This window comes from Arthrobacter sp. cf158, from assembly GCF_900106835.1.
Taxonomy (GTDB): domain Bacteria; phylum Actinomycetota; class Actinomycetes; order Actinomycetales; family Micrococcaceae; genus Arthrobacter.
Window position 1 is genome coordinate 205,192 of the sequence record NZ_FNNR01000009.1, and the last position, 22,573, is coordinate 227,764.

19 protein-coding genes and 1 pseudogene are annotated in these 22,573 nt (G+C 63.5%); 12 read left to right on the forward strand and 8 right to left on the reverse strand.

Going from position 1 to position 22,573, the window contains the following annotated elements:
• Nucleotides 1-218 precede the first annotated feature (218 nt).
• From BLW08_RS18335 to BLW08_RS18345, 3 genes are all read right to left on the reverse strand, one after another.
• Nucleotides 219-596, reverse strand: coding sequence for an RNA-binding S4 domain-containing protein (locus BLW08_RS18335; RefSeq protein WP_018779945.1), 378 nt, complete (start codon nt 594-596; stop codon nt 219-221).
• Nucleotides 597-756: 160 nt separating this feature from the next.
• Nucleotides 757-1,860 carry a sulfite oxidase gene (locus tag BLW08_RS18340; protein ID WP_091326934.1) on the reverse strand — a complete coding sequence of 368 codons (1,104 nt, stop codon included), beginning with the start codon at nt 1,858-1,860 and terminating at the stop codon, nt 757-759.
• A 164-nt stretch (nt 1,861-2,024) separates the two neighbouring features.
• Nucleotides 2,025-3,059 (reverse strand): aldo/keto reductase, encoded by a 1,035-nt coding sequence (locus BLW08_RS18345; protein WP_091326937.1) that lies wholly within the window; start codon nt 3,057-3,059, stop codon nt 2,025-2,027.
• Nucleotides 3,060-3,333: 274 nt separating this feature from the next.
• On the opposite strand from BLW08_RS18345, the gene BLW08_RS18350 reads away from it, so the two are divergent.
• Complete coding sequence (locus tag BLW08_RS18350; RefSeq protein WP_090824466.1) at nt 3,334-3,825, forward strand: flavin reductase family protein; 492 nt, start codon at nt 3,334-3,336, stop codon at nt 3,823-3,825.
• 22 nt (nt 3,826-3,847) lie between these two features.
• On the opposite strand, the gene BLW08_RS18355 is transcribed toward BLW08_RS18350, so the two are convergent.
• A complete protein-coding gene (locus BLW08_RS18355; protein WP_091326940.1) occupies nt 3,848-4,771 on the reverse strand; it encodes a hypothetical protein in 924 nt (307 codons plus the stop codon).
• Between the two features lie 186 nt (nt 4,772-4,957).
• Here BLW08_RS18355 and BLW08_RS18360 point away from each other — a divergent pair, with 186 nt between their 5' ends.
• Nucleotides 4,958-5,362 (forward strand): YchJ family protein, encoded by a 405-nt coding sequence (locus BLW08_RS18360; protein ID WP_254779959.1) that lies wholly within the window; start codon nt 4,958-4,960, stop codon nt 5,360-5,362.
• Nucleotides 5,363-5,480: 118 nt separating this feature from the next.
• Here the strand turns inward: BLW08_RS18360 and BLW08_RS18365 are convergent, their stop codons facing one another.
• Nucleotides 5,481-7,445, reverse strand: coding sequence for an acyl-CoA dehydrogenase family protein (locus tag BLW08_RS18365; RefSeq protein WP_090824471.1), 1,965 nt, complete (start codon nt 7,443-7,445; stop codon nt 5,481-5,483).
• A gap of 62 nt (nt 7,446-7,507) precedes the next feature.
• The gene (locus BLW08_RS18370; RefSeq protein ID WP_090824473.1) at nt 7,508-7,810 is read right to left on the reverse strand and encodes a hypothetical protein; all 303 of its coding nucleotides are present in this window, start codon (nt 7,808-7,810) and stop codon (nt 7,508-7,510) included.
• A gap of 315 nt (nt 7,811-8,125) precedes the next feature.
• On the opposite strand from BLW08_RS18370, the gene BLW08_RS18375 reads away from it, so the two are divergent.
• The 3 genes and pseudogenes from BLW08_RS18375 to BLW08_RS18385 all read left to right on the forward strand — a co-directional run bounded on the left by BLW08_RS18375 (nt 8,126) and on the right by BLW08_RS18385 (nt 14,164).
• The gene (locus BLW08_RS18375; protein WP_090824475.1) at nt 8,126-9,583 is read left to right on the forward strand and encodes a DUF3375 family protein; all 1,458 of its coding nucleotides are present in this window, start codon (nt 8,126-8,128) and stop codon (nt 9,581-9,583) included.
• Nucleotides 9,576-10,439 (forward strand): annotated as a pseudogene (locus BLW08_RS18380) (DUF4194 domain-containing protein); the annotation flags it as partial. The gene BLW08_RS18375 and the pseudogene BLW08_RS18380, both read left to right, overlap by 8 nt.
• A gap of 248 nt (nt 10,440-10,687) precedes the next feature.
• Complete coding sequence (locus BLW08_RS18385; RefSeq protein ID WP_091326948.1) at nt 10,688-14,164, forward strand: ATP-binding protein; 3,477 nt, start codon at nt 10,688-10,690, stop codon at nt 14,162-14,164.
• Nucleotides 14,165-14,242: 78 nt separating this feature from the next.
• Here the strand turns inward: BLW08_RS18385 and BLW08_RS18390 are convergent, their stop codons facing one another.
• Entirely contained in the window at nt 14,243-14,737 is a 495-nt protein-coding gene (locus tag BLW08_RS18390) for an FBP domain-containing protein (protein WP_091326951.1), read from the reverse strand.
• Between the two features lie 509 nt (nt 14,738-15,246).
• On the opposite strand from BLW08_RS18390, the gene BLW08_RS18395 reads away from it, so the two are divergent.
• The 7 genes from BLW08_RS18395 (at nt 15,247) to BLW08_RS18425 (ending at nt 22,307) form a co-directional block, all read left to right on the forward strand.
• The gene (locus BLW08_RS18395; protein WP_090824483.1) at nt 15,247-16,317 is read left to right on the forward strand and encodes an iron-siderophore ABC transporter substrate-binding protein; all 1,071 of its coding nucleotides are present in this window, start codon (nt 15,247-15,249) and stop codon (nt 16,315-16,317) included.
• A gap of 5 nt (nt 16,318-16,322) precedes the next feature.
• Nucleotides 16,323-17,438, forward strand: coding sequence for a FecCD family ABC transporter permease (locus BLW08_RS18400; protein WP_090824484.1), 1,116 nt, complete (start codon nt 16,323-16,325; stop codon nt 17,436-17,438).
• Nucleotides 17,435-18,544, forward strand: a complete 1,110-nt coding sequence (locus tag BLW08_RS18405; protein ID WP_090824486.1) for a FecCD family ABC transporter permease — start codon at nt 17,435-17,437, stop codon at nt 18,542-18,544. Before BLW08_RS18400 ends, BLW08_RS18405 begins: the two co-directional genes overlap by 4 nt.
• A 1-nt stretch (nt 18,545) precedes the next feature.
• Nucleotides 18,546-19,370, forward strand: coding sequence for an ABC transporter ATP-binding protein (locus tag BLW08_RS18410; RefSeq protein WP_090824488.1), 825 nt, complete (start codon nt 18,546-18,548; stop codon nt 19,368-19,370).
• Nucleotides 19,367-20,422, forward strand: coding sequence for a siderophore-interacting protein (locus tag BLW08_RS18415; RefSeq protein ID WP_062072804.1), 1,056 nt, complete (start codon nt 19,367-19,369; stop codon nt 20,420-20,422). Before BLW08_RS18410 ends, BLW08_RS18415 begins: the two co-directional genes overlap by 4 nt.
• Before the next feature lie 210 nt (nt 20,423-20,632).
• The gene (locus tag BLW08_RS18420) at nt 20,633-21,469 is read left to right on the forward strand and encodes an SGNH/GDSL hydrolase family protein (protein ID WP_090824491.1); all 837 of its coding nucleotides are present in this window, start codon (nt 20,633-20,635) and stop codon (nt 21,467-21,469) included.
• 13 nt (nt 21,470-21,482) lie between these two features.
• Nucleotides 21,483-22,307 carry an SGNH/GDSL hydrolase family protein gene (locus tag BLW08_RS18425; protein ID WP_091326955.1) on the forward strand — a complete coding sequence of 275 codons (825 nt, stop codon included), beginning with the start codon at nt 21,483-21,485 and terminating at the stop codon, nt 22,305-22,307.
• On the opposite strand, the gene BLW08_RS18430 is transcribed toward BLW08_RS18425, so the two are convergent.
• The gene (locus BLW08_RS18430) at nt 22,283-22,570 is read right to left on the reverse strand and encodes a YciI family protein (RefSeq protein ID WP_091326958.1); all 288 of its coding nucleotides are present in this window, start codon (nt 22,568-22,570) and stop codon (nt 22,283-22,285) included. The two genes, BLW08_RS18425 and BLW08_RS18430, sit on opposite strands and share 25 nt — an antisense overlap.
• Between the last annotated feature and the right edge of the window lie 3 nt (nt 22,571-22,573).

Here is a 22,573-nt window from a genome sequence, read left to right on the forward strand (position 1 = left end):
GGTGTGGCGGCCAGTCTAAGCAGTTGGCGGGCGTGGAATCATGTCGGAAATTCCTGCCTGTGGACAACCCACGAGGATGCTCATGGATCAAGCAATGAATTCTGCTGGATCATCCAAATCCTGCATCCATGAAAACCCCGGGATTCCGCGGTTGTTCTCGGATGCAGAGGGCGATGATCCAGCAGAAATGCGCGGTACGCCCGAAACCCGGCAGGCAACTACCCCCGCAGCTTCTCCATATCCCTGCGGTCCTTCTTGGTGGGCCGGCCGGCGCCTCGGTCACGTTGTGGAAGCCCCAGCTTGGGGGCGACGGGGCGCGGGGGCGTGTGGTCAGTGAAACAGTGTGAAGCGGCTTCGGCTCCCACACGCTTGGCAATCAGGCGCCGCACCTCGAGGATCCGCTCCCAGCCGGATTCACGCACCCGAATGGTGTCGCCGATGATCACGCTTTGTGAAGCTTTCACGGGGTTGCCGTTGATACGGATGTGCCCTGCCCGGCAGGCAGCCGTAGCGGCGGAACGGGTCTTGTAGGCCCGGATCGCCCACAACCAGGCGTCCACCCTTACATTCGCGGGGGATGACGACGGAATACTCATGATTCGAACGAGTCTAACCGGGGCAGAGCAGGCTGGCGAGAACGCCGGAATGCTTCGAGAACGCGGGGAAGCCGCCGAGATCGTCGGAAAATTCCGGCGATCATGCACCCTTCCGGCGAACTCGGCGAGGCAAGCGAACTCGGCGAGGCAAACTAAAGACCTACCGCACCGTCACCTCAACCACCTGCGCCATGTTGTTCCCGATCCCCTGGTAGTTCCACACCTGTTCAGTGGGCTGGAGCGCGCCGGAGGTATCCATCGCGCGGCACCGGAGAACATGCTCACCGGGGCTCGCCACCCACACCATCGACCATGAGCGCCAGGCAAAGTCGCCCAGAGCGGGCTCGAGGTGCGCCGGCATCCACTCGCCGTCAATCCCCACTTCCACGCGCTCCACGTCGCCGTGCCCTGACCATGCCCGTCCGTGCAGCATCACCGGGCCGGACTCCACGATCCGGCGTCGGGTGAAGAACTCAGGGATCCCCGGCGGCACCATCAGGGAGCGGACGCGGATATGTGTCACGGGCAAGCCGGGACCATCGGGACCCTGCAGGTAGTGGTAGGCAACGGACTGCTGCCATCCCATGAACCGCGACGTCACCGCTTCGATCGAGGTCAGCCATTTCACGCTGGCCATGCCGTACCACCCCGGCACCAGCAGCCGCAGCGGGAACCCATGCTGCAGCGGCAACGGATTGCCGTTCATGGCGTACACCAGCATGACTTCGGGGTGCATCGCCTCAGCGACGGTCAGGCTGCGCGCGTACGGCTCTTCTACGCCGCCCTGGATGCCGTTGTCGGCACCGGTAAAGACAAGTTCGACGGCGTCACTCGCCAAACCGGCTTCCTCCAGAAGAGGCGCCAAGGGGGTTCCGGTCCATTCGGCTGTGCCCACTGCCCCCAGAACCCACGGTTGGCTGAGTGGCCGTGGTTCCAGGAGGGAGCGTCCGTTGCCCGCGCATTCAAGGGTGACGGGCATGGTGACAGCGGGCCGGGCTTTGATGTCTTCAAGGCTCAGTTCCAAGCTGTTCTCAACAGCCCCGCCCAGCCTGAGCCGCCACGAATCAGCGGAAACATGGGGGATGTCGAAGTGGATCAGCAGGTAATGCAGCCCGGCAGGCGTGATGTCGTCGTGCAAGGCTTCCAAGGGCATGGAGTGGTTCCGCCCGGACAGTTGCAGTTCTTCATGGGTCAGGGGACCTTCGGTCGGCTGCCCTGGGGTGGCGGCTTTCGCTGCCCTTTGCTTGACGTGGTGTTTGGACATGGGACGGCGGCGTTCTACTGGAAGCTAAACGCTGCGGAGTGCCGCAGCACTTAGGACAAGGATCACGCCGCGGCCGAACCTGCGTCAATACCTCGTTGTGGGGCCTGCTCTGCGCGCCAAACGAAGCGCGAGGGACGCAGAGGAGGCCTCACAACGCAAGGCAATTACCGGCGTCGCAGTTCCGGGTACTCAAGGTGCGGGGCAACCGTGCCGGCGTCGCGCTCCAGGAAGTTAACCGCGGGGGCAACGATGTCATCGATTTCGTCGAGGATGGCCTCGCTCAGCACCACATCCGCGGACTTCAAATAGTCGGTGAGGTGCTCCTCGGTGCGCGGCCCGATGACCACGCTGGTTACTGCCGGATGGTTCAGCGCAAAGGCGACGGCCAGCTGGATAAGCGTCAGTCCGTGACGTGCCGCCAGCTGCGCAAGGGCGTCGGCGGCGTGCAGTTTGCCTTGGTTGAAGGGCGCGGTAACGTCGAATCGGCCCGGAACAGCTGCCGACCGCGAACTTTCGGGCTGACCGGCGCCGACGCGGTAACCGCCGGCCAGCCAGCCGCCGTCGAGCGGTCCGTAGCTCAAAACCCCGACGCCGTACTGCTGGGTGATGGGGAAAACGTCGCGTTCGTTGGCGCGCACCAGCAGGGAATAGGGAACCTGGTCCACCACGGGCGGCGTGAGGTGGTTGGTGTTGGCGATCCACTGGGCCTCAACAAGCTGGGCCGGGCTGAACACGGAGGTTCCGTAGTAGAGAATCTTGCCCTGCCGGATGAGGTCGTTGAGCGCGGTGATGGTCTCAAGGAGATCGGTGTTGTAGTCCGGACGGTGCGCTTGGTAGAGGTCGATCCTGTCCGTGTTCAGCCGCCGCAAGCTGTCCTCAACAGCCCGGACGATCCACCGGCGTGAGTTGCCTGCGTGTGCAGGGTTGGAGCCCATCTGGCCGTGGAACTTGGTTGCCAGGAAAACGTCGTCGCGCCGGCTGTGGATGGCCTGGCCAACCACGGTCTCAGCTTCGCCCTGGGAGTAGATGTCTGCGGTGTCAACGCTGGTAATCCCGGCGTCGAGGGCGGCCTTGATGATGCGGATGCTCTCGGCCGGGCCCGTGGGTGCGGCGCCGGTGCCGAAATTCAGGGTGCCCAGCGTGAGGGGGCTGATCAGGGCGCCAGTGCGTCCAAGCGTTCGTAGCTCGTTGAGGCTCATGTCGGCTTCCTGTGGTGGGACAGTGCTGATGTCCAGGCCTGAGTCGGTGGCCGTGGATGTTCAATCGAGGCTACACACGGCCGCCGGAGGCATAAACGCAAGCGGTAGAACTTCTTCGTTTTTCGTCTTGCGAAGTAATGGAACAGGCCTTACTTCGCGATATTTCTTGACACGCAGCAACACAAATGTCTTGCGGATCAACAAATATTGCCGTTCCCGGAAGCAGGTGAATCATGGGAAAGGAACTCAAGCAACGCACGAAGGGGACAGCGGAATGACACAGACCACAGTGGAAGAAACGGCGGCCATCAAGGCGGCATTTGCGCAGTTCCCGTCCGGAGTTGCCGCCTTCAGCGCGATGGTGGACTTCACGCCGGAAGCTTTGGTGGCATCTTCCTTCACGGTGGGCGTATCACTGGAGCCACCGCTGGTGATGTTCGCGGTGCAGAACTCCTCCACCACCTGGCCTAAGCTCCGCCAGGCGCGGCGGCTGGGTGTCTCGGTCCTGGCCGAGGGGCAGGAAGGTGCGGCACTTCAGTTGGCATCGAAGACCCGCGATCGCTTTGCCGGACTGGATACCAGCGTCAGCGACTCAGGCGCAGTACTGATCGACGGCGCCGTGCTGGGTTTCGAATGCGAAGTTGTGTCGGAAACGCCCGCAGGGGACCACGCGATTGTGGTGCTGGAGGTCAAAGCGACCAGCATCAACCTCGAGTCCAAGCCGCTGATCTACCATGGCGCGGCCTTCCGGCAACTGGCCGCCTAGGAAGCAGAGGCCGGACCGGCAACTACGAGTTGCGGCTGGCGCTGCTCAGCGAACCTTTACGGATCGGGCTCGGAGCTTTTCCATTCTTGGAATTGCCCGGGCCCGATTTCTTTGCCCCGTTCCCGTTCGAAGAACTCTTGGTTTCGGCGGGTTTTGCCTGGCCGTTGTCCGGCCTTTTGCCCGGGGCATCGGGGTGCTTGGGGTTGGGGGTTTTACCGTTGGGCGATGGTGCGGGATCGTCAAGGTCGCGGACTGTCACCTTGATGGCCGGCGGCTGCCCGGCCTGGGCGCGGGCGGCCGCGCGTTCGTCTGCCTGGGCAACTGCATCCGCCCAGTCTTTTGCGAGAACGGGCGGTTCCTTGGCAGCTGCCACAACAATGGGGTGGTGCGCGGTCTGGTGTTCCACGGCGGACTTGACCTCTGCCGGCTTGGGCAGGTTCCGGGGGTCCACCTTCGCCTTCCACGCACCGTTCCTGACGGCGGCCGACGCACCCGAGAGTCGTCGTCGAACATCACCAATGAGGTCCCGCTGAGGGGCCGCGGGAGCGGAAGGTACGGGCGGCGCAGGCTGCGAAGAGGCAGGCTGCGAAAGGGCAGATTCAGCTGTGCTCGGAAGGGCAGCTGCTGTGGGAGCCTGCACCTGTGCAACGGAATCCGTGTGAGTGAGACCGTCCAGCGGCGATTCAGTAGCTTGTGAAGTCTCGACGCCGCCGGTCACCGGAACAGGTACGCGCGCCGGCCGTGGGGGCAACTGCACAATGGGAGTGGTTTCCTTCTTGGGGAAAATTCCGACCATGGCCAGGAGCACTATGGACAACAGTCGCCCAACTCCGGCCACCACCAGGGTGATGATGATGATCAACCCGAGACCCAGGAACATCAGGACAGCAAGTCCCAGCGTTCCCAAATACGTCAGGTTGATGGCGAGTGTTGTCGGATCCTCCACGTAGCCTCCCCTGGCTGTCGTTTTGTGATGCGCGCATTGCCCACCCAGCTTGCGTATCTAGCCTAAGGTCCAACACCGACGGAATCACGCCCCGGCCCACACTCTGGCGGGGTTGTTTCGAAGCTGTTATATCGCGTGGGAAAATATGTTGCCCAGCTCTCATTTACAGCCTCAGATTGGGACCCCGTGACCCTCCATCCTGACCGACTCCGCAACGGCCTGTGCCCCTGCCTCTCCGGGGAGCAGTACGGCGATTGCTGCGGCCGCTTCCACAGCGGCGAAGCCGATGCCCCCACTGCCGAGCAACTGATGCGCTCCCGCTATTCGGCCTTCGTGGTCCTGGACCCCGGCTACCTCCTGCGCACCTGGCACCCCTCCACCCGGCCGGACTCCATGGAACTGGATCCGGACATGCAGTGGCGCAGGCTGGACATCGTTTCCACCACCAACGGCGGACCTTTGGACACGGCAGGCACCGTTGAATTCGCCGCCCATTACAGGCTCGACGGCGATCGCGGCGTTCAGCGCGAACTCAGCCGCTTTGTGCGGGAAGACAAACGCTGGTTCTACGTGGACGGGGATGTTCGCTGAGCGCGCTCGTTCCCACTTGCCTCCAACTTTCCGGCCGCGATTGAGGAAATTCCGCTGACACACGTGTGGTCCTCACGCTGTTCTCGGGACTAACCGGGAGGGAACGCTGCAGAAGCCCTCACCGATACTTGCGGTGCAGGTTTTCCTTGGTTGACGCGCCAGGGGAGGCGTCGCCGATCCAGGGCCCGGTTCCTTCCGACTGATCCAGGACGCCGGCCTCCAGCCAGGCGTAGTCGCCGGCGAGAACCTTGCGCGAGAGGTCGTGATCGCCGTCGTCAGTATTCCTCCACAGCTGGTCGAAGTATTCATCCACCCGCACGCGCGCCTGCTCGCAGAACGCCTCAGCCAGCTCAAAGGCGGCGGCGCCCTGTTCGGGGTGCTTGCGGAGCAGCATTTCAGCCCGGGAGCAGCAGGCCGCCATGGCAAACAGCTCGGCCCCAATGTCCACGATCCTGCCAAGGAACGCCTGCTTGTGCTCCAGCTTGGCCTGCCACCGCCCCATGCCGTAGAACGTTTGCCGGGCAAGCCGCCGCGACGATCGTTCAACGAACCGCAACTGCTTCGCCAAGCGGCCGAATTCCGCGTAGGAACGCGGGTCCATCCCTGCTCCCGCAACCAGCTTGGGCAACCATCGGGCATAGAAGCCTGAGGCCCCGACGGCGGCCCTCGCCTTGTCCTGCAGGCTCGCGTCCGCTGAGGCGAGGTCGCCCGCGGCGGCAAGGTGTGCGTCAACCGCTTCACGGGCGATCAGGAGTTTCATGATCTCGCTGGAACCTTCGAAGATCCGGTTGATGCGGAGGTCCCGGAGGAGTTGCTCGGCCGGCACTGCGCGTTCGCCCCTGGCTTCCAGTGAGTCGGCGGTCTCGAAGCCCCGGCCACCACGGATCTGCACGAGTTCGTCGGCGATCCGGCAGCTCAGTTCCGTGGACCACAGCTTGGCCAGCGCGGCTTCGATCCGAATGTCCTTCAGCCCGGCGTCGGCCATCTCGGCGGAAAGTTCAAACACTGCCTCCAAGGCAAAGGTGGTTGCTGCGATGAACGCGATCTTCTTGCCAACGGCCTCGTGTTTGCCCACGGGGCGTCCCCACTGGGTGCGGGCGTTGGACCATTCGCGGGAGATCTTCAGGCTCCACTTTCCCGCGGCCACGCAGAGGCCTGGAATGGAGAGCCGCCCCGTGTTCAGGGTGGTGAGGGCAATCTTGAGCCCCTGGCCTTCACGGCCCAGCCGATTGGCGGCAGGCACCCGGACCTGGTGGAAACGGGTCACGCCGTTCTCAATCCCGCGCAGGCCCATGAAGGCGTTACGGTTCTCCACGGTGATGCCGGGGGAGTCCATCTCCACAACGAATGCGGAGATGCCGCCCTTGTGCTCGGTCCCATCGGCATCGGTATGTGCAGGGACCCTGGCCATGACCACCACGAGCTCGGCAATCACGCCGTTGGTAGTCCACAGTTTCACGCCGTCCAAAAGGTAAGAACCGCCGTCGTCGGACAGTACGGCAGTGGCGCCCATGCGCGCGGGGTCGCTGCCGACGTCGGGCTCTGTCAGGAGGAACGCGGTGATGGCGCCTGCGGCGCAGCGCGGGAGGTATTCCCGCTTCTGCTCCGGCGTGCCGAATTCCTTCACAGGTTCCGGGACGCCAATGGATTGGTGGGCGGAAATTAACGCACCGAGGCTCGGGTGGACTGATCCCAGCAGGGCCAGTGCGCGGCCGTAATAGACCAAGGAAAGGCCCAGGCCTCCGTAGTCGCGGGGGATCTTCATGCCGAAAACGCCGAGGTCGGCGAGCCCCTTGAGGTATTCGTCGGGAATTTTGGCATCGCGTTCAATGATGCGGCCGGACATGGTTTTGGCGAAGGCCAGCAGCCGGGCCATGAATTCCTCGCCCCGCTCCACGTCCTCGGTTTTGGCTTGTGGCCAGGGGTGGATCAGGCTCAGGTCAAAGCTGCCCAGGTAGAGGCCCTTGGCGAAGCTGGGCCGGTTCCATTCGGTTTCGCGCGCGGCTTCGGCGACGGCGCGGGCTTCTTCTGCGGTGGCATTGACGCTTGCGGCGGCGAGACTGTTGTCAGTGGCGGACGTCATGGGAGAACTCCTCTAGCCGGTTGTGCCGGATGGAGCCAGGGTCCGCCTCGGGTGGGAACCCTTCAGCTGTCCCTCAATGCTACCCGCGGGTAGCTACCCGTGCCAGAGGAAATCTGCGGCTGGAATTCGGCCGGAATTTCCACTTGTCCAGCGTGGTGAACCAAGCGGTCCCACGCAAAATTAATGCCGTGGACAAGTCCTCCAAGAACACCTTTGACGGCGTACCAGACCATGCCCATGGCGCCAATAAGAATGATGGTTGCCATTGCTGCAGCGGCGATAAAGGCCACCAATAATGCAGCAAAGACCAGTGTTCCAATAACAACGTAAGTGCCTGTTTCCAGCGCAGTAAAATCGAAATCCATGGTTCCCCCCGGAGCGACGGTGCGTGGGTCGGCGCGGCGTGGATGCGTCGATGATCTGACACTAGGGGCGGGGCTTCATTCCGGCCAGTGGAGAAACGCGTCGCGACTGCGTTGATATGGGATCGAAACCATACCGGTTGGTAGGTTACGAAATGGTTTCGACGGGGACGCTTCTGTACGCGCGACGCCGGTACTGCAGAAGCGCGCGACGCCGGTACTTCAGGGCCGTCCGACGCCCCCGCGACGCTCTGCGTTAACCTTGTACGGGGCAGTTTCCGCTGCCAGCCAGGTTTCGCAGCAGCTGAAGGAGAGTAGTTGTCCCGCTCAGCCATGTCCTCCGCGGATGCCATCAGCGCGAGGCTCCGCGACCTCGAACAGCTGACCAAGGGTCCCGCGTGGGCGTTGACCCGCTCGGCGCCGTGGGTGATCGCGGTGCTGCAGGCATCCTTCACCCGCACCCGGCCGCAGCTTCCGCTCGAAGAGTTCCACGCCGACGTCGATGCCTTCCTTGAGCAGCTCCGCCGCCAGGATCCGGCGCTGGGTGGCCAGCAGAACGGCAAGCTTTTTGGCGATGAATGGACCCGGAAGCAGTTCCTGACGCGTCGTAACCAGTCCGGGCAGATCGTCTACGAAGTCACGGAGCCCGCCGCGCGTGTGCTCGCGTTCCTGGACAGCCTTTCCAGCGAGCGTTCCACGCTGAATGGCTCGCGGCTCGGCACGTTGTTGGGCGATGTTGAGAAGCTCGCCAACGAGACCAACCCGGACCAGAGCGCACGCTTGGAAGCCCTTGAGGAGGAGATCCAGGAGCGACAGCAGCTGGTGGAGGACATCAGCTCGGGAGAGTTCGATGGCCTGCTTGACGACGAAGAAGCCGTGGAGGCTGCCGGCAACATTCTGGATCTCGCGGCCAGCCTGCCGGCGGACTACAAGAAAATGCGCGACCGCATCGAGGAACTGGTGGGCGAACTCCGCAACCAGATCATCGAAGAATCGCTGAGCAAGGGTGCCACCATGGCCCAGGTGTTGGAGGCCGACAAGCGGCTTCGTCAAAGCCCGGAGGGACGCACCTTCCGCTCCTTCACCGCATTCCTCGAAGATCCGCAACAGCAGCTCCGCTTCCGCTCTGCCATTGGCGAAGTGCTGAGCCGGCAGTTCGCCGACGACCTTTCCCATGAGGACCGCGAAACCCTGAAGAACCTCGTGGCCGAGTTGCGTTATCAGCACAGCCAGATCCAACGCATTTACGGGAAGCTCTCCGAGAGCTTGAACACGTATATCCAGAGCGATGATGTTCGGCAGTCGGTGAGCCTCCGGAAGGTCCTGGCCGAGGCGGAGCAAGCCATCCGATCCTTGCCCTACGAACGTGACAGGCCTGGCCTGGTGCCAGGGCCTGTGTTGTACAACGCGGGGTTCGAGTCGCTGGCCATGGTCAAACTTTTCGACCCCGACGAATTCGCCACGCCTCCACGTCTGGCGGACCCTATCGCCTTCAGCGACTCCGACCGCGTGCGCTCCGCCCGCACCGGCAAAGCCAAACCCGCTGTTGTGCGGGCGGCCATGGCGGGATCTGCCACCTTGGGGGAGGCCTGGGAAAACCTGCCCACCGAGGAGCGGCACATCAACACGGTCCGGACCCTGCTGTCCATGGCATTGCAGTCAGGCGCTGCCTTTGACCGAGCTGCTTGGGAACACATCGACTTCGAACAAATCGACGGCAGCATCCGCACTGCGTACCTGCCCGTCGTCACGCTGAATGAGGATTCTGATGACTGAGGAAATCACGACGACGGATATCACCGAAGTGGACGAGGTCACCGGTGCGGATGACGCCACCAGCGCGGACGAGTTCACCGCTGCGGATGACGCCACCAGCGCGGAAGATGCCACCGGAGATGGGACTGAGGTCGCGCCCGGGGAAGCGGTTGCTGATCCCTCCCCTGAAGCCAGCCACGCCGATCCGTTCCGGATCACGCCCCGGGACACCTTCGTGGACGGCGCTGCGCTGTTCCCTGGCGATACTGGTGTGCTCCCCATGAAGGTGCGGCACGCCCTGGTGAAGTTGCTCAAAGGGCCCTACATTGACGGGGGCCGCGACGAGAAACTGTGGACCACGCTTCTGGACAACCAACTGATCCTCCGCAGCCGCCTCTCCGAGCTGTTCCTCACCTTGCAGTTGGACCACGACCGCAAAATCGCCGTCCTCCGGCCCGTTGATCCTGAGATTATCGGCGCAAGCTCCCGCTCCAGCATTCTCCGTCAGCAGCGTGCTCTGAGCCGGGTGGAAACCATCGTGTTGCTCCGCCTGCGACTTCTGCTGGACCGACATGTCACGGCGCAGACTGACCCCACCATCACCCGCGAAGAAATCTCGGATCTCGTGGCCAACTACACCCCCGCCGGCCAGCAGGATGCCCTCCGCGATTCCGATGTGGTCACCCGCACCGTCACCAAACTCCTGGCCCGCCAACTCCTCCTCCCCACCCCGCTGGATGACAGCTACACCATCAGCAACGCCCTGCCGCTGGCCCTCCCCTTTGAAAACATCGGCGACATCCCAGCCCAAATAGAGGCCCTGATAGCCGTAGCAGCCGACGAATCAGGAACAGAGCCCCTCCTGGACTTGGACTCCCACTCGAACCAACCGACCCCCACCGGTGACGACCTCGACGACGACCCAGAAGGTGACGGGTCCCCTGAAGTGAGCGCCGACGTCGAGCGTTCTTCAGATGAAATCAGTGATGCCTCTGAAATCGGGAACGGCACGAGCGGCGATGCCGGAGACATGCGGCAGCATCCGTCTAAGCGAGGCACGAGCGAGCATGCAGAGCATGTGTCCGGTACCGCAGCGGACGGAACCAACGCTGAAGGGATCACAAAGTGACCATCGCAAGCATGCTCCCGCTCGGTGAGCTGACCAACCCCGGCCAGATGCGTTTGGCGTTGGTGCAGGTGGTCAACTGGGGCACGTTCCATGGCGCCCACACCATGCACGTGGACCGCAAGGGCACACTCCTTACGGGTAACTCGGGTGTCGGGAAGTCGACGCTCTTTGATGCGATGCTCCGTGTGTTCGATGCCCGCCCACGCTCGAACGAAGCCGCCGCCCAGCGTTCCGGCGGCGCTGTGGAGGACAAGAGGACCACGTTCACCTACATGCGCGGCAAGGTGGGTGATAAGGCGGTAGGGGAAAGCTCGGCGAGTGCCTTCCAGCGCCCGGGTGCCACGTGGTCCGCCGTCGCGCTGACGTTTGATAACGCGGCCGGCACGAAGGTGACGGTCTCGGCGCTGTTCGACCTGCCGAAGAACGGCACGGAGTCCAGTGTTGGGCGTTTCTATGTGATTGACAGCAAACCTTTGGACCTTGAAGCTATCGAGGGCATCGCGCAGAAGCGGTTCACCAAGGGCGCGCTGGAGTCAATCTTCCCGGACGGTCAGGTGTTCGACGTTCATAAGGCGTTCGCGGAGCGTTTCCGTAGGCTTCTTGGCATCAACTCGGACCAGGCGCTCCCGCTGCTTCGCGTGATCCAGGCGGGCAAGGGCTTGGGCGGCAGCGTGAACACGTTCTTCCGCGACCAGGTTCTTGATGCTCCCGCTACGTTGGCTGCCGCGGATGACGTGGTGGAAGAGTTCAGCAACTTGATGTCGATTCGTCAGCGGCTGGAGGATGTGCGGCAGCAGCGCGACCAGTTGGCTCCGGTTCCGGGACTGAACAAGGAATACGCGCAGGCACTGCTGGATGCGAACCGCCTCCGCGAGTTGGCTGGCGAAGAGTTCGAGGCCTACAAGCAGCAGCTCGCGGTCACGGTCCACGCCAAGACGCTGGCCCGGTTCAAGGAGTTGGCTCAGTCCAAAGCCCAGGAGCTGGCCGCCGAGCGCACGGTGCGGGACGGCTTGTCCAAGGAGCTCCGGGACCTTGAACTGGATTACAACAACCGCGGCGGTAACGCGATTTCGGCGATTGAGCAGTCGTTGGAGAACGCAAAGGTTGGCCTGAAGCTGCGTCAGCAGGTGGAGGATTCGGCCAGGAAGGCTTTGGCCGACGCCGGGCTGAACCTTGAATGGTCTGCCGAGGGGTGGGACCAGGCGCATGAGCAGGCAGCTGCCCGTTCGGCTGAGTTGAAGGACGATTCGGAGGCTTTGAAGGAGCTTCGTTTCGAGGCATTCGACGGCCATGCCACCAAGAAGCGAGAGCTTGCCGCGGCTCAGCAGGAGTTGCTTTCGCTCCGTTCGCGCAAGTCCCTGCTGCCGCCGTCGAGCATTGAAAACCGCGCCGCCATCGCAGCCGCAACCGGCGTCCCGGAGGAGCGGATGCCGTTTGGCGGCGAGCTGATCGACCTCGCTGAGGGACAGGATCAGTGGCGCCCAGCTGCCGAACGTGCGTTGCGTAACCTCGCCACCACGTTGCTGGTGCCGGGTGAGCACTTCGCGGCCGTCACCCGGTACCTGAACGACAATACGGTCAGGGGCGCGCTGCGCGCTGTTGATGTTTCCAAGCCGCTGGCCGGTGGCGCACTGGCTGTGGAGGACGTGTCCGACGGCGACCTCTTGACCAAGTTGAGCATCCTCACCTCGAGCGCGAACGCCGACGCCGGGGAATGGATCCGTGAGCGGATCGCCGTGGACTTTGCTTACCCGTGCGTCGAGAATCCGGACGAGCTTTCCTCGATGGACAAGGGCCTGAGCTTGGGCGGTGTAGTCAAACGCAACCGGCACACCGTGGAAAAGGATGACAGGTTCACCGGCCGGCAGGACTACGTCCTCGGCTTTGACAATGCTTCCAAGCTCGAGCTGGTGGCAGCACGCGTGGGTGAGCTGGAAAATGAGTTGGCCAAGGCCGCGGAACTTGCCCAAAGCCGTGAGGATTCGCACCAAGGCATGGCCCGTCAGCTGGAAGCGCTCCGCCGGGTCGCAGAAGATGAGCGGCCATGGGAGCAGGTGTCGGCTACCGTTGCCGCGGACGATGTGGCCCGGATCGAGCAGCGTTTGGTGGACGCGTTGGCAGCCCAGGCCGATCTTGAGCCGCTGCGCGCCAACATCGAAGCCGTCCGTGAAAAGCAGCAGTCCTCCACAGGTACGGCCGCCGTACTGCAAAGCGAATACAAGGCGCTCGACCACAAGATGACCACGGCTGACGGCCTGCTCGATGCCGCAAGGCTGAAGCTCGAGCAAGCACCGCCGTCGGGCTCCACCGTGGCCGCGTTGGAGCCGTACTTTACGGGCGTCGCGGAGATTTCCGAGCTGCACGAGCTGGATAACCTCGCCAACAGTGTCCGCAACAGGCTGCTTGACGAACTGCATGCCGCCGAATCCCGGGGCCAGGCGACCGCCGAGCGCCTGACCCGCATGTTCGAGGCCTTCGTTCGCGACTGGGGCAGCGCCATCAGCGCGGATCACGGTACGTCAATTGGCGCTGCCGGGGACTTCGAATCCCGGTACCACGCGATCGTGAGCGACGGTTTGCCTGCGCAGGAGGCCGAGTTCCGGCTGTTCTTCAACCAGCGCACGCACGAGTCATTCAGCACGCTCCTGCACTTGCTGGACGAGGAACGCCGGAGCATCACCAGCCGCATCCTGCCCCTCAACGGCATCTTGTCCGAGGTGAACTTCCACGAGGGCAGCTTCCTGGAGCTGGACATCAAACAGACGCTTCCAGCCACGGCCAAACAGTTCAAGGATGCGATCCAGAACGCGCTCAAGGCGAAGCACACGCGGCCGTCACGCGGCGCTGCTGCTTCACCCGCAGAAGTCGACGACGACGCCGAACTCACCGCCCGCTACAAATCGCTGGAAACCCTGGTGAAGCGGCTCGGTTCGCAGACGCCGGAGGACCGGCGTTGGCGGGCCGAGGTTCTGGACGTTCGCGGGCACCTGTTTATTCAGTGCAAGGAACACCGCGAGGTTGCTTCCAGGTCAGGCAAAGCCGCAGGCGCCGGCAAGGCGACCAAGAAGAAGACCGAAGTCTTCATGCATGCCGATACCGGCTCCATGTCCGGCGGTGAGCGCCAGCGTTTCACGGCGTTCATCATGGCTGCTGCGCTGAGCTACCAGTTGGGTATAGCCGAGCAGGGGTTCACCACCTACGGCACCGTGATGATGGACGAGGCGTTTGTGTTGGCTTCGGAGGAATTCGCGGGTGCGGGCATCAAGGCACTTCACGAGTTCGGCTTCCAACTGTTGCTGGCAGCCCCGGAAAACGTGATCGATCTGTCACGGCACCTCGGATCCGTCACGGAAATCCTCCGGGACAAGCGGACCAACCGCTCGGGCGTGCTCACGGCTCCTGTCATCGCCGGCCCTGGTGAGCCTGGAGCGTGGCGCTCCGAGGCAAACCCGGTGGACATCGTCCTGCGTTAGGGTCCGTGGCACCCAACTGACTGGCAGTAGTGGTTGTTCTGAGCCCTCATGACAACCACTACTGCCAGCTACATTGGCCTACTTGGCGCGGACGCGGTCCAGGAACTGATCCGTCCGCTGCTCCAGTCCAGCGATCTGTCGAACCACGACGGCGGCGGGGTCCGGGTTGATCTCATTGACGGGCGGCTCCTTGCGCACATTGGCGCTGCAACCGAACTCGGCGCAGATCAGTGTCCCTACGGTGTTGCCGTCTTTGCCCGATTGTCCGGCTTTCTTGGCGACCCACAGGTACACATCGTCCTTGGAGAAAACATCACGGCAGAGTTCGCAGAGGACCACGCGCCTCTTCCCGGATCCACCCTCAGGAGCGCGGAGCAGGATCCCGGTGAGTTTGCCCCGGTGCTGAACAACGAGGTATCCGCGCTGGGGCATTTTCTCGTCCCGCCACCCCAGGAATTCCAGGTTGTCCCAGTCCAGGGCGTCGAAGTCACGGGGGAGGTTGAGCTTGGCAGCCTCGGAGCGGCTGGCGTTGATGAAGGATGAACGGATTTGTTGGGCAGAGATTTTCTGCATGGCAAGGCTTCTTCCGGAAGTGGTCGACGTCCGCGCTGACCCAGTGGGAGCGCGCGGAATGGCAGGGGGCGCCGGTCATCTGAAGAGCCGCAGGGCACAGCAACAAGACCCTTGAATCAGGGTGGCTGGAGAGCTTAGAAAGATTCCGGCGTGTGGGGGAGTGCCAAGCAGGCCAAAGCGGCCACCTCGCCAACCGTGGCAGCGGCAACTGAAACAGTGCGCATGCTCAACCCCTCGTCGTATTCCTTGGAAGCGGTAGTCCGCTGCCGCTATCTTCCCAAAATGACGGGGATGCTGTCCACCGGGAGGTGAGAGAGCGTCTGCCGAAGGGGGCCGGGAGGTGAGAGAGCGTCTGCCGAAAGGGGGCGGGAGGTGAGAGGGCGTGTGATCTGCGTCTCAATTCCGCCGAAACCTGCAGTCTAGGGGGATTAGGTGACGCAAACGTTTCTTAATTATCGGGAGGCTAGGCTAGCCTTACTTAGGTTCGCATCACTTACTTAAGGAGTCCCGTGGCTTCCCTTCTCCCACGCCGCGCCCTGCTGAAAACTGCAGGAACCGCGACGGCCGCAATCGCCGCCGTCGCCCTTTCACTCACTGGCTGCTCCACTGGTCCGGCAACTTCCGCGCCGGCCTCTGAGCAGGCAGCATCCTCAGCTTTCCCCGTGACCATCAAGAACGTCTTTGGTGAGACCACCATCAAGGAACAGCCCAAGCGCGTAGTCACCGTCTCGTGGGTCAATGACGACGTCGCGATCGCCCTGGGTGTTGTCCCCGTGGGTGTCCCGAAGAACGAGTGGGGCAATAACGACAAGGGATCCACCCCTTGGAAGGACGCAGCGCTGGAGAAGCTCGGCGCCGGCTTTGGCACCGACAAGGCTCCGGTCCAGTTCTCCGAGGCAGATGGCATCAACTTCACCGAGATCGCCAAGCTCAGCCCGGACGTTATCCTGGCCGCGTACTCGGGTTTGGAAGAGGCTGACTACAAGAAGCTCAGCGAAATCGCTCCTGTTGTTGCACAGCCGGAGCTCGCCTACGGCACGCCGTGGCAGGAAAGCACCACCCTCATCGGCAAGGCACTGGGCAAGGAAGCCGAAGCCAAGAAGCTGATCGAGGACACCGAAACCACTGTCAAGGACAAGGTTTCCAAGTTCCCGCAGATCAAGGACAAGACCTTCATCTACGGCAACCTTGAACCCGCCAAGGGCGATGGCGCCAACGTCTACACGGCCATCGACAACCGCCCCCGCTTCCTTTCCGAAATCGGCATGAAGCTGGCCCCGGTGGTTACTGAGAACACCAAGAGCAACACGGAATTCTTCATCCCGTGGTCAGCTGAAAAGGCCAACGAGCTCGAATCCGACGTTTTCGTCACCTGGGTTCCGGACGCCACCACCGCTGACGCCATCAAGGCCGACCCGCTGCTTGGCCAGATCCCGGCCATCAAGAAGGGCGCCCTGGTTGCTGATTCGGACCAGACGCTGACGCTCTCCATCTCCGCCTCTTCGCCGCTGAGCCTGCCGTGGGCGCTGGACACGTTCCTGCCGCAGCTGGGTAAGGCCGCGGACGCAGCGGGCAAGTAACTGCAATGAAACTGAGTACGACGACGGCAGTCCAGGGACGGGGCAACGGCACTTTGGTGTCGGCTGGCCCGGGAGGCATCGCCCCTGAAGCTGCTGGAACCGGAGGGGGAACCGTCTCCCGCAGCATGGCAGGCAAGCGCACCGCTTGGCTGCTGGCGGCCGTCGTCGTACTCGCCGCAGTCTGCGCCGCATCCTTGGCGATCGGCGCGCGAGGACTTCCCCTCAACACAGTGTGGGAAGCACTCACCAACTTCAATCCGGAAGACGGTAACCACGCTGTGGTCATCGCCCGGATTCCCCGCACCGTGCTGGGCCTGCTTGCTGGAGCCGCACTTGGCCTGGCCGGTGCAGCCATGCAGGGCGTCGCCCGCAACCCGCTTGCGGATCCGGGCATCCTGGGCCTCAATGCCGGTGCCGCTCTCGCAGTGGTCGTCGGGATCTACGTTTTCGGTATCGGCTCACTCTCCGGCTACATCTGGTTCGCTTTCATCGGCGCCGCAGCGGCCGCCGTCGTGGTTTATGCCATCGCCTCCATAGGCCGGGACGGCGCGACGCCGGTCAAGCTCGCCCTCGCGGGTGCGGCCTTGAGCGCTGGCCTGTTCTCGCTGATGAACGTGATCCTGGTGTCCAGCCAGGACACCTTCGACCGCTTTCGTTTCTGGCAGGTAGGCACCATCGGTGGACGTGACTGGTCCGTCCTCCTTCCCGCGCTGCCGTTCCTCGCAATCGGGGCCGTGATTGTCCTGGCCGGCGGTCGCATTTTGAACAGCCTGGCCTTGGGCGACGACATTGCCCGCGGTCTCGGCCAGAACGTCACCCTGGCCCGCAGCATCACCGGGCTGGGAATCGTCCTGCTTTGTGGATCCGCCACCGCCGTAGCCGGCCCCATTGCCTTCCTGGGCCTCGTGATTCCGCACGCTGTCCGCTCCCTCACCGGCCCGGACTACCGCTGGATCCTGCCGTTCTCCGCAGTTGCGGCCCCCATCCTGCTGATCATCGCCGACATCGTTGGCCGCGTCATCTTGCTTCCCGGTGAAGTCCCCGCAGGCATCATGACCGCGATCATTGGCGCTCCCGTCTTCGTCTGGCTCATCCGCCGCGGCAAGGGGGCCGGACTGTGACAACTGTCCACAAACTCCCCACCGAGTTGGCACTTAACGCCAATAATCCCGGCAAACATGGTCATCAAAAGTCACTTCGGCGCGTGCTGAGCCCCACCTTCTTCCTGGGACTCGCCGTTCTGGTCATGTTTGCGGTGTACGTGCTCCTGGGCAGCTACACCGTCACCATCCCCGACTTCTTCACCATTGTCATCAACCACCTGACCGGCGGCGAGAAAATCCCCGGTGCGAGCTTCATCGTGATGGAGCACAAACTGCCCAGGGCTGTTGTGGGAACCATGATCGGCATCTCCTTCGGCCTGGCCGGTGCCTTGTTCCAGACCATGCTCCGCAACCCGCTGGCCAGCCCGGACATCATCGGCATCAGCTACGGCGCCAGCGCCGCTGCCGTGACGGCAATCGTGATCTTCGGCGCTTCCGGAGCCGTGGTTTCCGGGGCTGCCCTTGGTGGAGCGCTCGGCGTCGCGGCCATCATCTACGCAATCTCCCGCGGTGGTTCCGGCGCGGGCGGAGGCAGCCGCGGCAACGCTGCAGGCAACCGCCTCATCCTTGCCGGCGTTGGCATCGCCGCTGCACTGCACGCAGTGGTCAACTTCCTCATGACCCGCGCGGATATCCGGACTGCCGCTGATGCCCTGATCTGGCTCAACGGCTCCCTGAACTCCGCCACCTGGGACCGCGCAGGCGTCCTCGCGGTGTCTTTGCTGGTCCTGATCCCCGCCGTCATTGCCCTCGCCGGTCCGTTGCGCATCCTCGAACTTGGAGACGACGCAGCTGCTGGCCTCGGCATTAAGGTCAACGCCGCCCGGCTGGGACTGGTGCTGACCGCCGTCGGGCTTGCCGCCGTCGCAACCGCCGCCGCCGGTCCGGTAGCGTTCGTCGCCTTCCTCGCCGGACCCATCGCCCGGCGTATCGTCCGCAAACCCAGCCTCCCGGCGTCGGCCCTCACCGGTGCGTTGATTGTCTTGTTGGCGGACTTCTTTGCCTCCAACATCGCCCCCGTCATCCTCGACGGAACCGTCCTCCCTGTCGGCGTCATCACCGGCGCCCTCGGTGCCCCCTTCCTGCTGTGGCTGCTGGTCACGTCGAACCGAAAGGAAGCCTGACATGGCCATCCTTAATGCCAAGGACCTGACGCTCCAATACGAGCAACGCAAGGTAGTGGAGGGGCTCTCCACTGAAATCCCTGAGGGCAAAGTGACCATGATCGTGGGTGCCAACGCCTGCGGCAAGTCCACCCTCCTGCGCGGCCTGTCCCGCCTGCTTAAGCCGGCCGGCGGTTCCGTGACGCTCGACGGCAAGGACATCCACACCCGGCCCGCCCGTGAACTTGCGCGCACTCTCGGCCTGCTCCCGCAGCACCCCACAGCCCCGGACGGCATCACGGTGCGCGACCTCGTGGGCCGCGGCCGCTACCCGCACCAAGGCTTCTTCCGCAGCTGGTCAGCCGCCGACGACGCCGCGGTGCAGCGCGCGCTCGACGCCACCTCCACGATGGAACTCGCTGAGCGAAGCATTGACGAACTGTCCGGCGGACAGCGCCAGCGTGTCTGGATCGCCATGGCCCTAGCCCAGGAAACCGACGTCCTGCTGCTCGACGAACCCACCACCTACCTTGACCTGGCACACCAGGTGGAAGTCCTGGACCTGATCACGGACCTCAACCGAAGCCGCGGGACCACAGTGGCAATCGTGCTTCACGACCTCAACCTCGCAGCCCGCTACGCGGACCACGTCATTGCCATGAAAGGCGGGTGCATCGTGGCCGAAGGGCCAGCACCCAGAGTGGTCACGGAAGAACTCGTTTTCAACGTCTTCGGCCTGGAATCCCGTGTGGTTCCAGACCCCATCTCAGGCACCCCTCTGATCGTCCCCATCGGACGCCACCACGCACAGCCCGCTTCAACCAACGAACTGGAGATCGCCTCATGAGTGCACAACCGACCCAGGCAAAAGCAAGCGCCGCCGTGGAGCCCATGACCCTCGCCTTCGACGTCACCGTGACGGCCGTGCAGGAGCTCAGCCCCAGCTTCCGGCGCATCACGTTTGGTGGCTACTCCCTGCGTGACTTTGGCGTTGCCGGAGACACCCTGGACCTCCGCGTGAAGCTGATGATCCCGTCCCGCGACGCATCCGGCAACGTCATTCCGCTGCCTGTTTTCAAGATGGAAGAATCCGGGTGGTACCAGGAATGGTTGGCCATGGACCCGTCCGTCCGGGGTGACATGCGCACGTACACCGTCCGCTCCGAGCGCCTCGACGCGGTGTACCCGGAGATCGACATCGACTTCGTCATGCACTTCGACGACGCCGGACACGGCGGACCCGCAGCCAACTGGGCTCTTGCCGCGAAACCTGGAGACGCCCTCACCATCATCGGCCCCAACAACCGCGCAGCCCAGTGCACTACTGCCGGAGCCTACGGCGGCATCGAATGGCGCCCGGGCCTGGCCCAGCGCGTGCTCCTGGCCGGCGACGAAACCGCAGTCCCCGCCATCAGCGCCATCCTCGAAAGCATGCCCGCCGACATGACCGGCCACGCCTTCCTCGAAGTACCCGAAGCCGGCGACTTCCAGGACATCGTCACCCCGGCCGATATCGAAATCACCTGGCTTGCACGCGGTGCCGCGATCGGACGCTCCCGTCCCCACGGCGAACTCCTCAAGGAAGCCGTCGCCAAGGCCGTTCCCGTGCCGGGCTGGGTGGGCATCAAAGGCACGGAGACCGCAGCCGGTCCCGAGCCGGAAGACGTCAACGTGGACCAGGAAATCCTCTGGGAAACCCCGCAGCGCATGGACACTGCAGCCATCGAAGCCAGCAAGAACCCCACGCTGCCGGCCGGTGCCCTGCCGTTCTACGCCTGGATCGCCGGTGAAGCTTTCGTCATCAAGGAAATGCGGCGGTACTTGGTTCGGGACGTTGGCATCGACCGCAAGCAAGTTGCGTTCATGGGCTACTGGCGGCGAGGCAAGGCGGAAGGCTAAGCCTCCTGCTGCCGGATGCGCGCCGCCCTTCCGGACCCTCTCTCACCTTTCGTCGTGTTTGGGTGAACCCTCTCTCACCTTTCGTCGTGTTTGGGTGACCCCTCTCTCGGTTGGTGAGAGAGCGTTCCCGCAAATGGGGCGTTTGGTGAGAGAGCGTTGGTTCACCTGCGGTTGGTTCGGGCTTAACCGGGGCCGGGTAGCGTCGGTTGCGTGCGGGGAGATTTCGGGACCGGAAACAACGTTCGACGGCGGTATGTCGCCATCGGGGATTCCTTCACCGAAGGCGTGGGGGACACCAGCAAGGTCCTGCCCAATGGGGTGCGTGGATGGGCAGACAGGGTGGCGGAGAAGCTGGCCAAGGCACAACCGGGGTGGGAATACGCCAACCTGGCCGTGCGCAGCAAGCGGCTCCGGCACATCATCGACGAACAGCTGGAGCCAGCGCTGGCCATGGAGCCCACGCTCATCACGCTGTACGCCGGCGGCAACGACATCCTGGACTTCGGGACGGACATGGATGCGCTCCTTAACGACTACGAGTTACTCGTTGCGCGACTGAGCGAAACCGGGGCCACCTTGGTGCTGTTCACCGGGTTCGATGTGAAGGTGTCCGCCGTCCTGGAACCCTTCAAGAAGCGCAACACCCTGTACAACCAACGAGTCCGCGATATCGCTGCAAAATACGAGGCCGTTCTGGTGGACTACTGGTGCTTCGAGGCTTACAAGGACTCGCGGATGTGGGCCCCGGACCGGCTCCACATGTCCAAGGCGGGCCACAAGTATTTGGCCGCCCAGGTCCTGGACCATCTCAACGTGCCGCACAAGATCTCGCCCAAGGAGTGGGATCCGCCCCTGCGAATGTCCGTGCGTGAGTGGGAGCGCCGGCAGCGCCGATGGGTCAATGACTGGGTGGTGCCACTGTTCGGCCGCAAACTGCGCGGCGTGACTCTCGGCGACACGCTGAGCCCCCGCTGGCCGAAGCCCGTGAAGGTGCCCCGCAAAGGTGGTTTGAAAAAGCTCATGGAACAGCGGGAGGCAGCGCAGTGAGGGAATCAGCGCGATGAAAGAGTCCATCCGATTTGTTGCGCTTGGCGACTCCTTCACTGAAGGCGTGGGAGACATCGATCTGAGGCTGCCGAACAATTGCCGTGGCTGGGCAGACCGGGTGGCTGAGGAGCTCGCCCGTCACGATGACGGGACGCGCTACGCCAACCTGGCCATTCGCGGCCGGCGACTCCACCGGATTATCGACGAACAAATCGAACCCGCCCTGGCCCTGAAGCCCACGCTGCTGAGCTTCTACGCGGGCGGAAACGATCTCTTGATGGCACGGCTCAATATGGCCAAACTCATGAGGGACTACGAAGACGCGGTCAGGCGCCTCAAAGCCAGCGGAGCCACGGTCCTGTTGTTCACCGGCTACAACGTCCCTCTGTCCCCTTTGCTGGAGCCGTTGAAGATGCGCACGGCAATCTACAACCGGACCATCCGGCGGATTGCGGCCAAGTATGAAACCTTGCTGGTGGACTATTGGTGCTTCGAGAAGTTCCAGGACCCGCGGTTGTGGGCTCCGGACCGTCTGCACATGGCCTCTCCGGGCCACAGCTACATGGCCAAGAAAGTTCTTGAGGTCCTCAAAGCGCCGCACTCGCTCCAATCGCCAATCCTGGCAGCGCCCCGTCCGCGGACCCGCGCCGAAAACATGGCCGACGACGTCGCCTGGCTGAGGCGCGACGTCGGGCCGTGGTTTGCGCGGCGGCTCCGCGGTATCTCAAGTGGGGACCGCCTGGGGGCGCGGTGGCCGGAGCTCATGCCGGTGGTGCTGCCGGAGCGGCTGGGGACTGCGAAAGCGCAGCGTCCTCAGCTGTCCAGCAGGTTTTCGTAACCCTCGGCGACGCTGGTGGCCGTGAATTCGATGATCTCGAACTCGGCTACACCGTTGCTGTAGAACGGGTCCTCGGCCAACGAGGCATCGAGCGTGGCCCTGTCCACTTTGGACAGCAGGACACCTCCCGTGGCTGGGACGCGGCGACCGGACGCAAGGAAGACGCCGCCGTCGAAAGCATCCTTGAGCCAGGCCATATGGCCCGGGCGGTGGAAGTCGACGATTTCGTCGGGAACCTTGTAGGTCAATGAGACGACAAACATGCC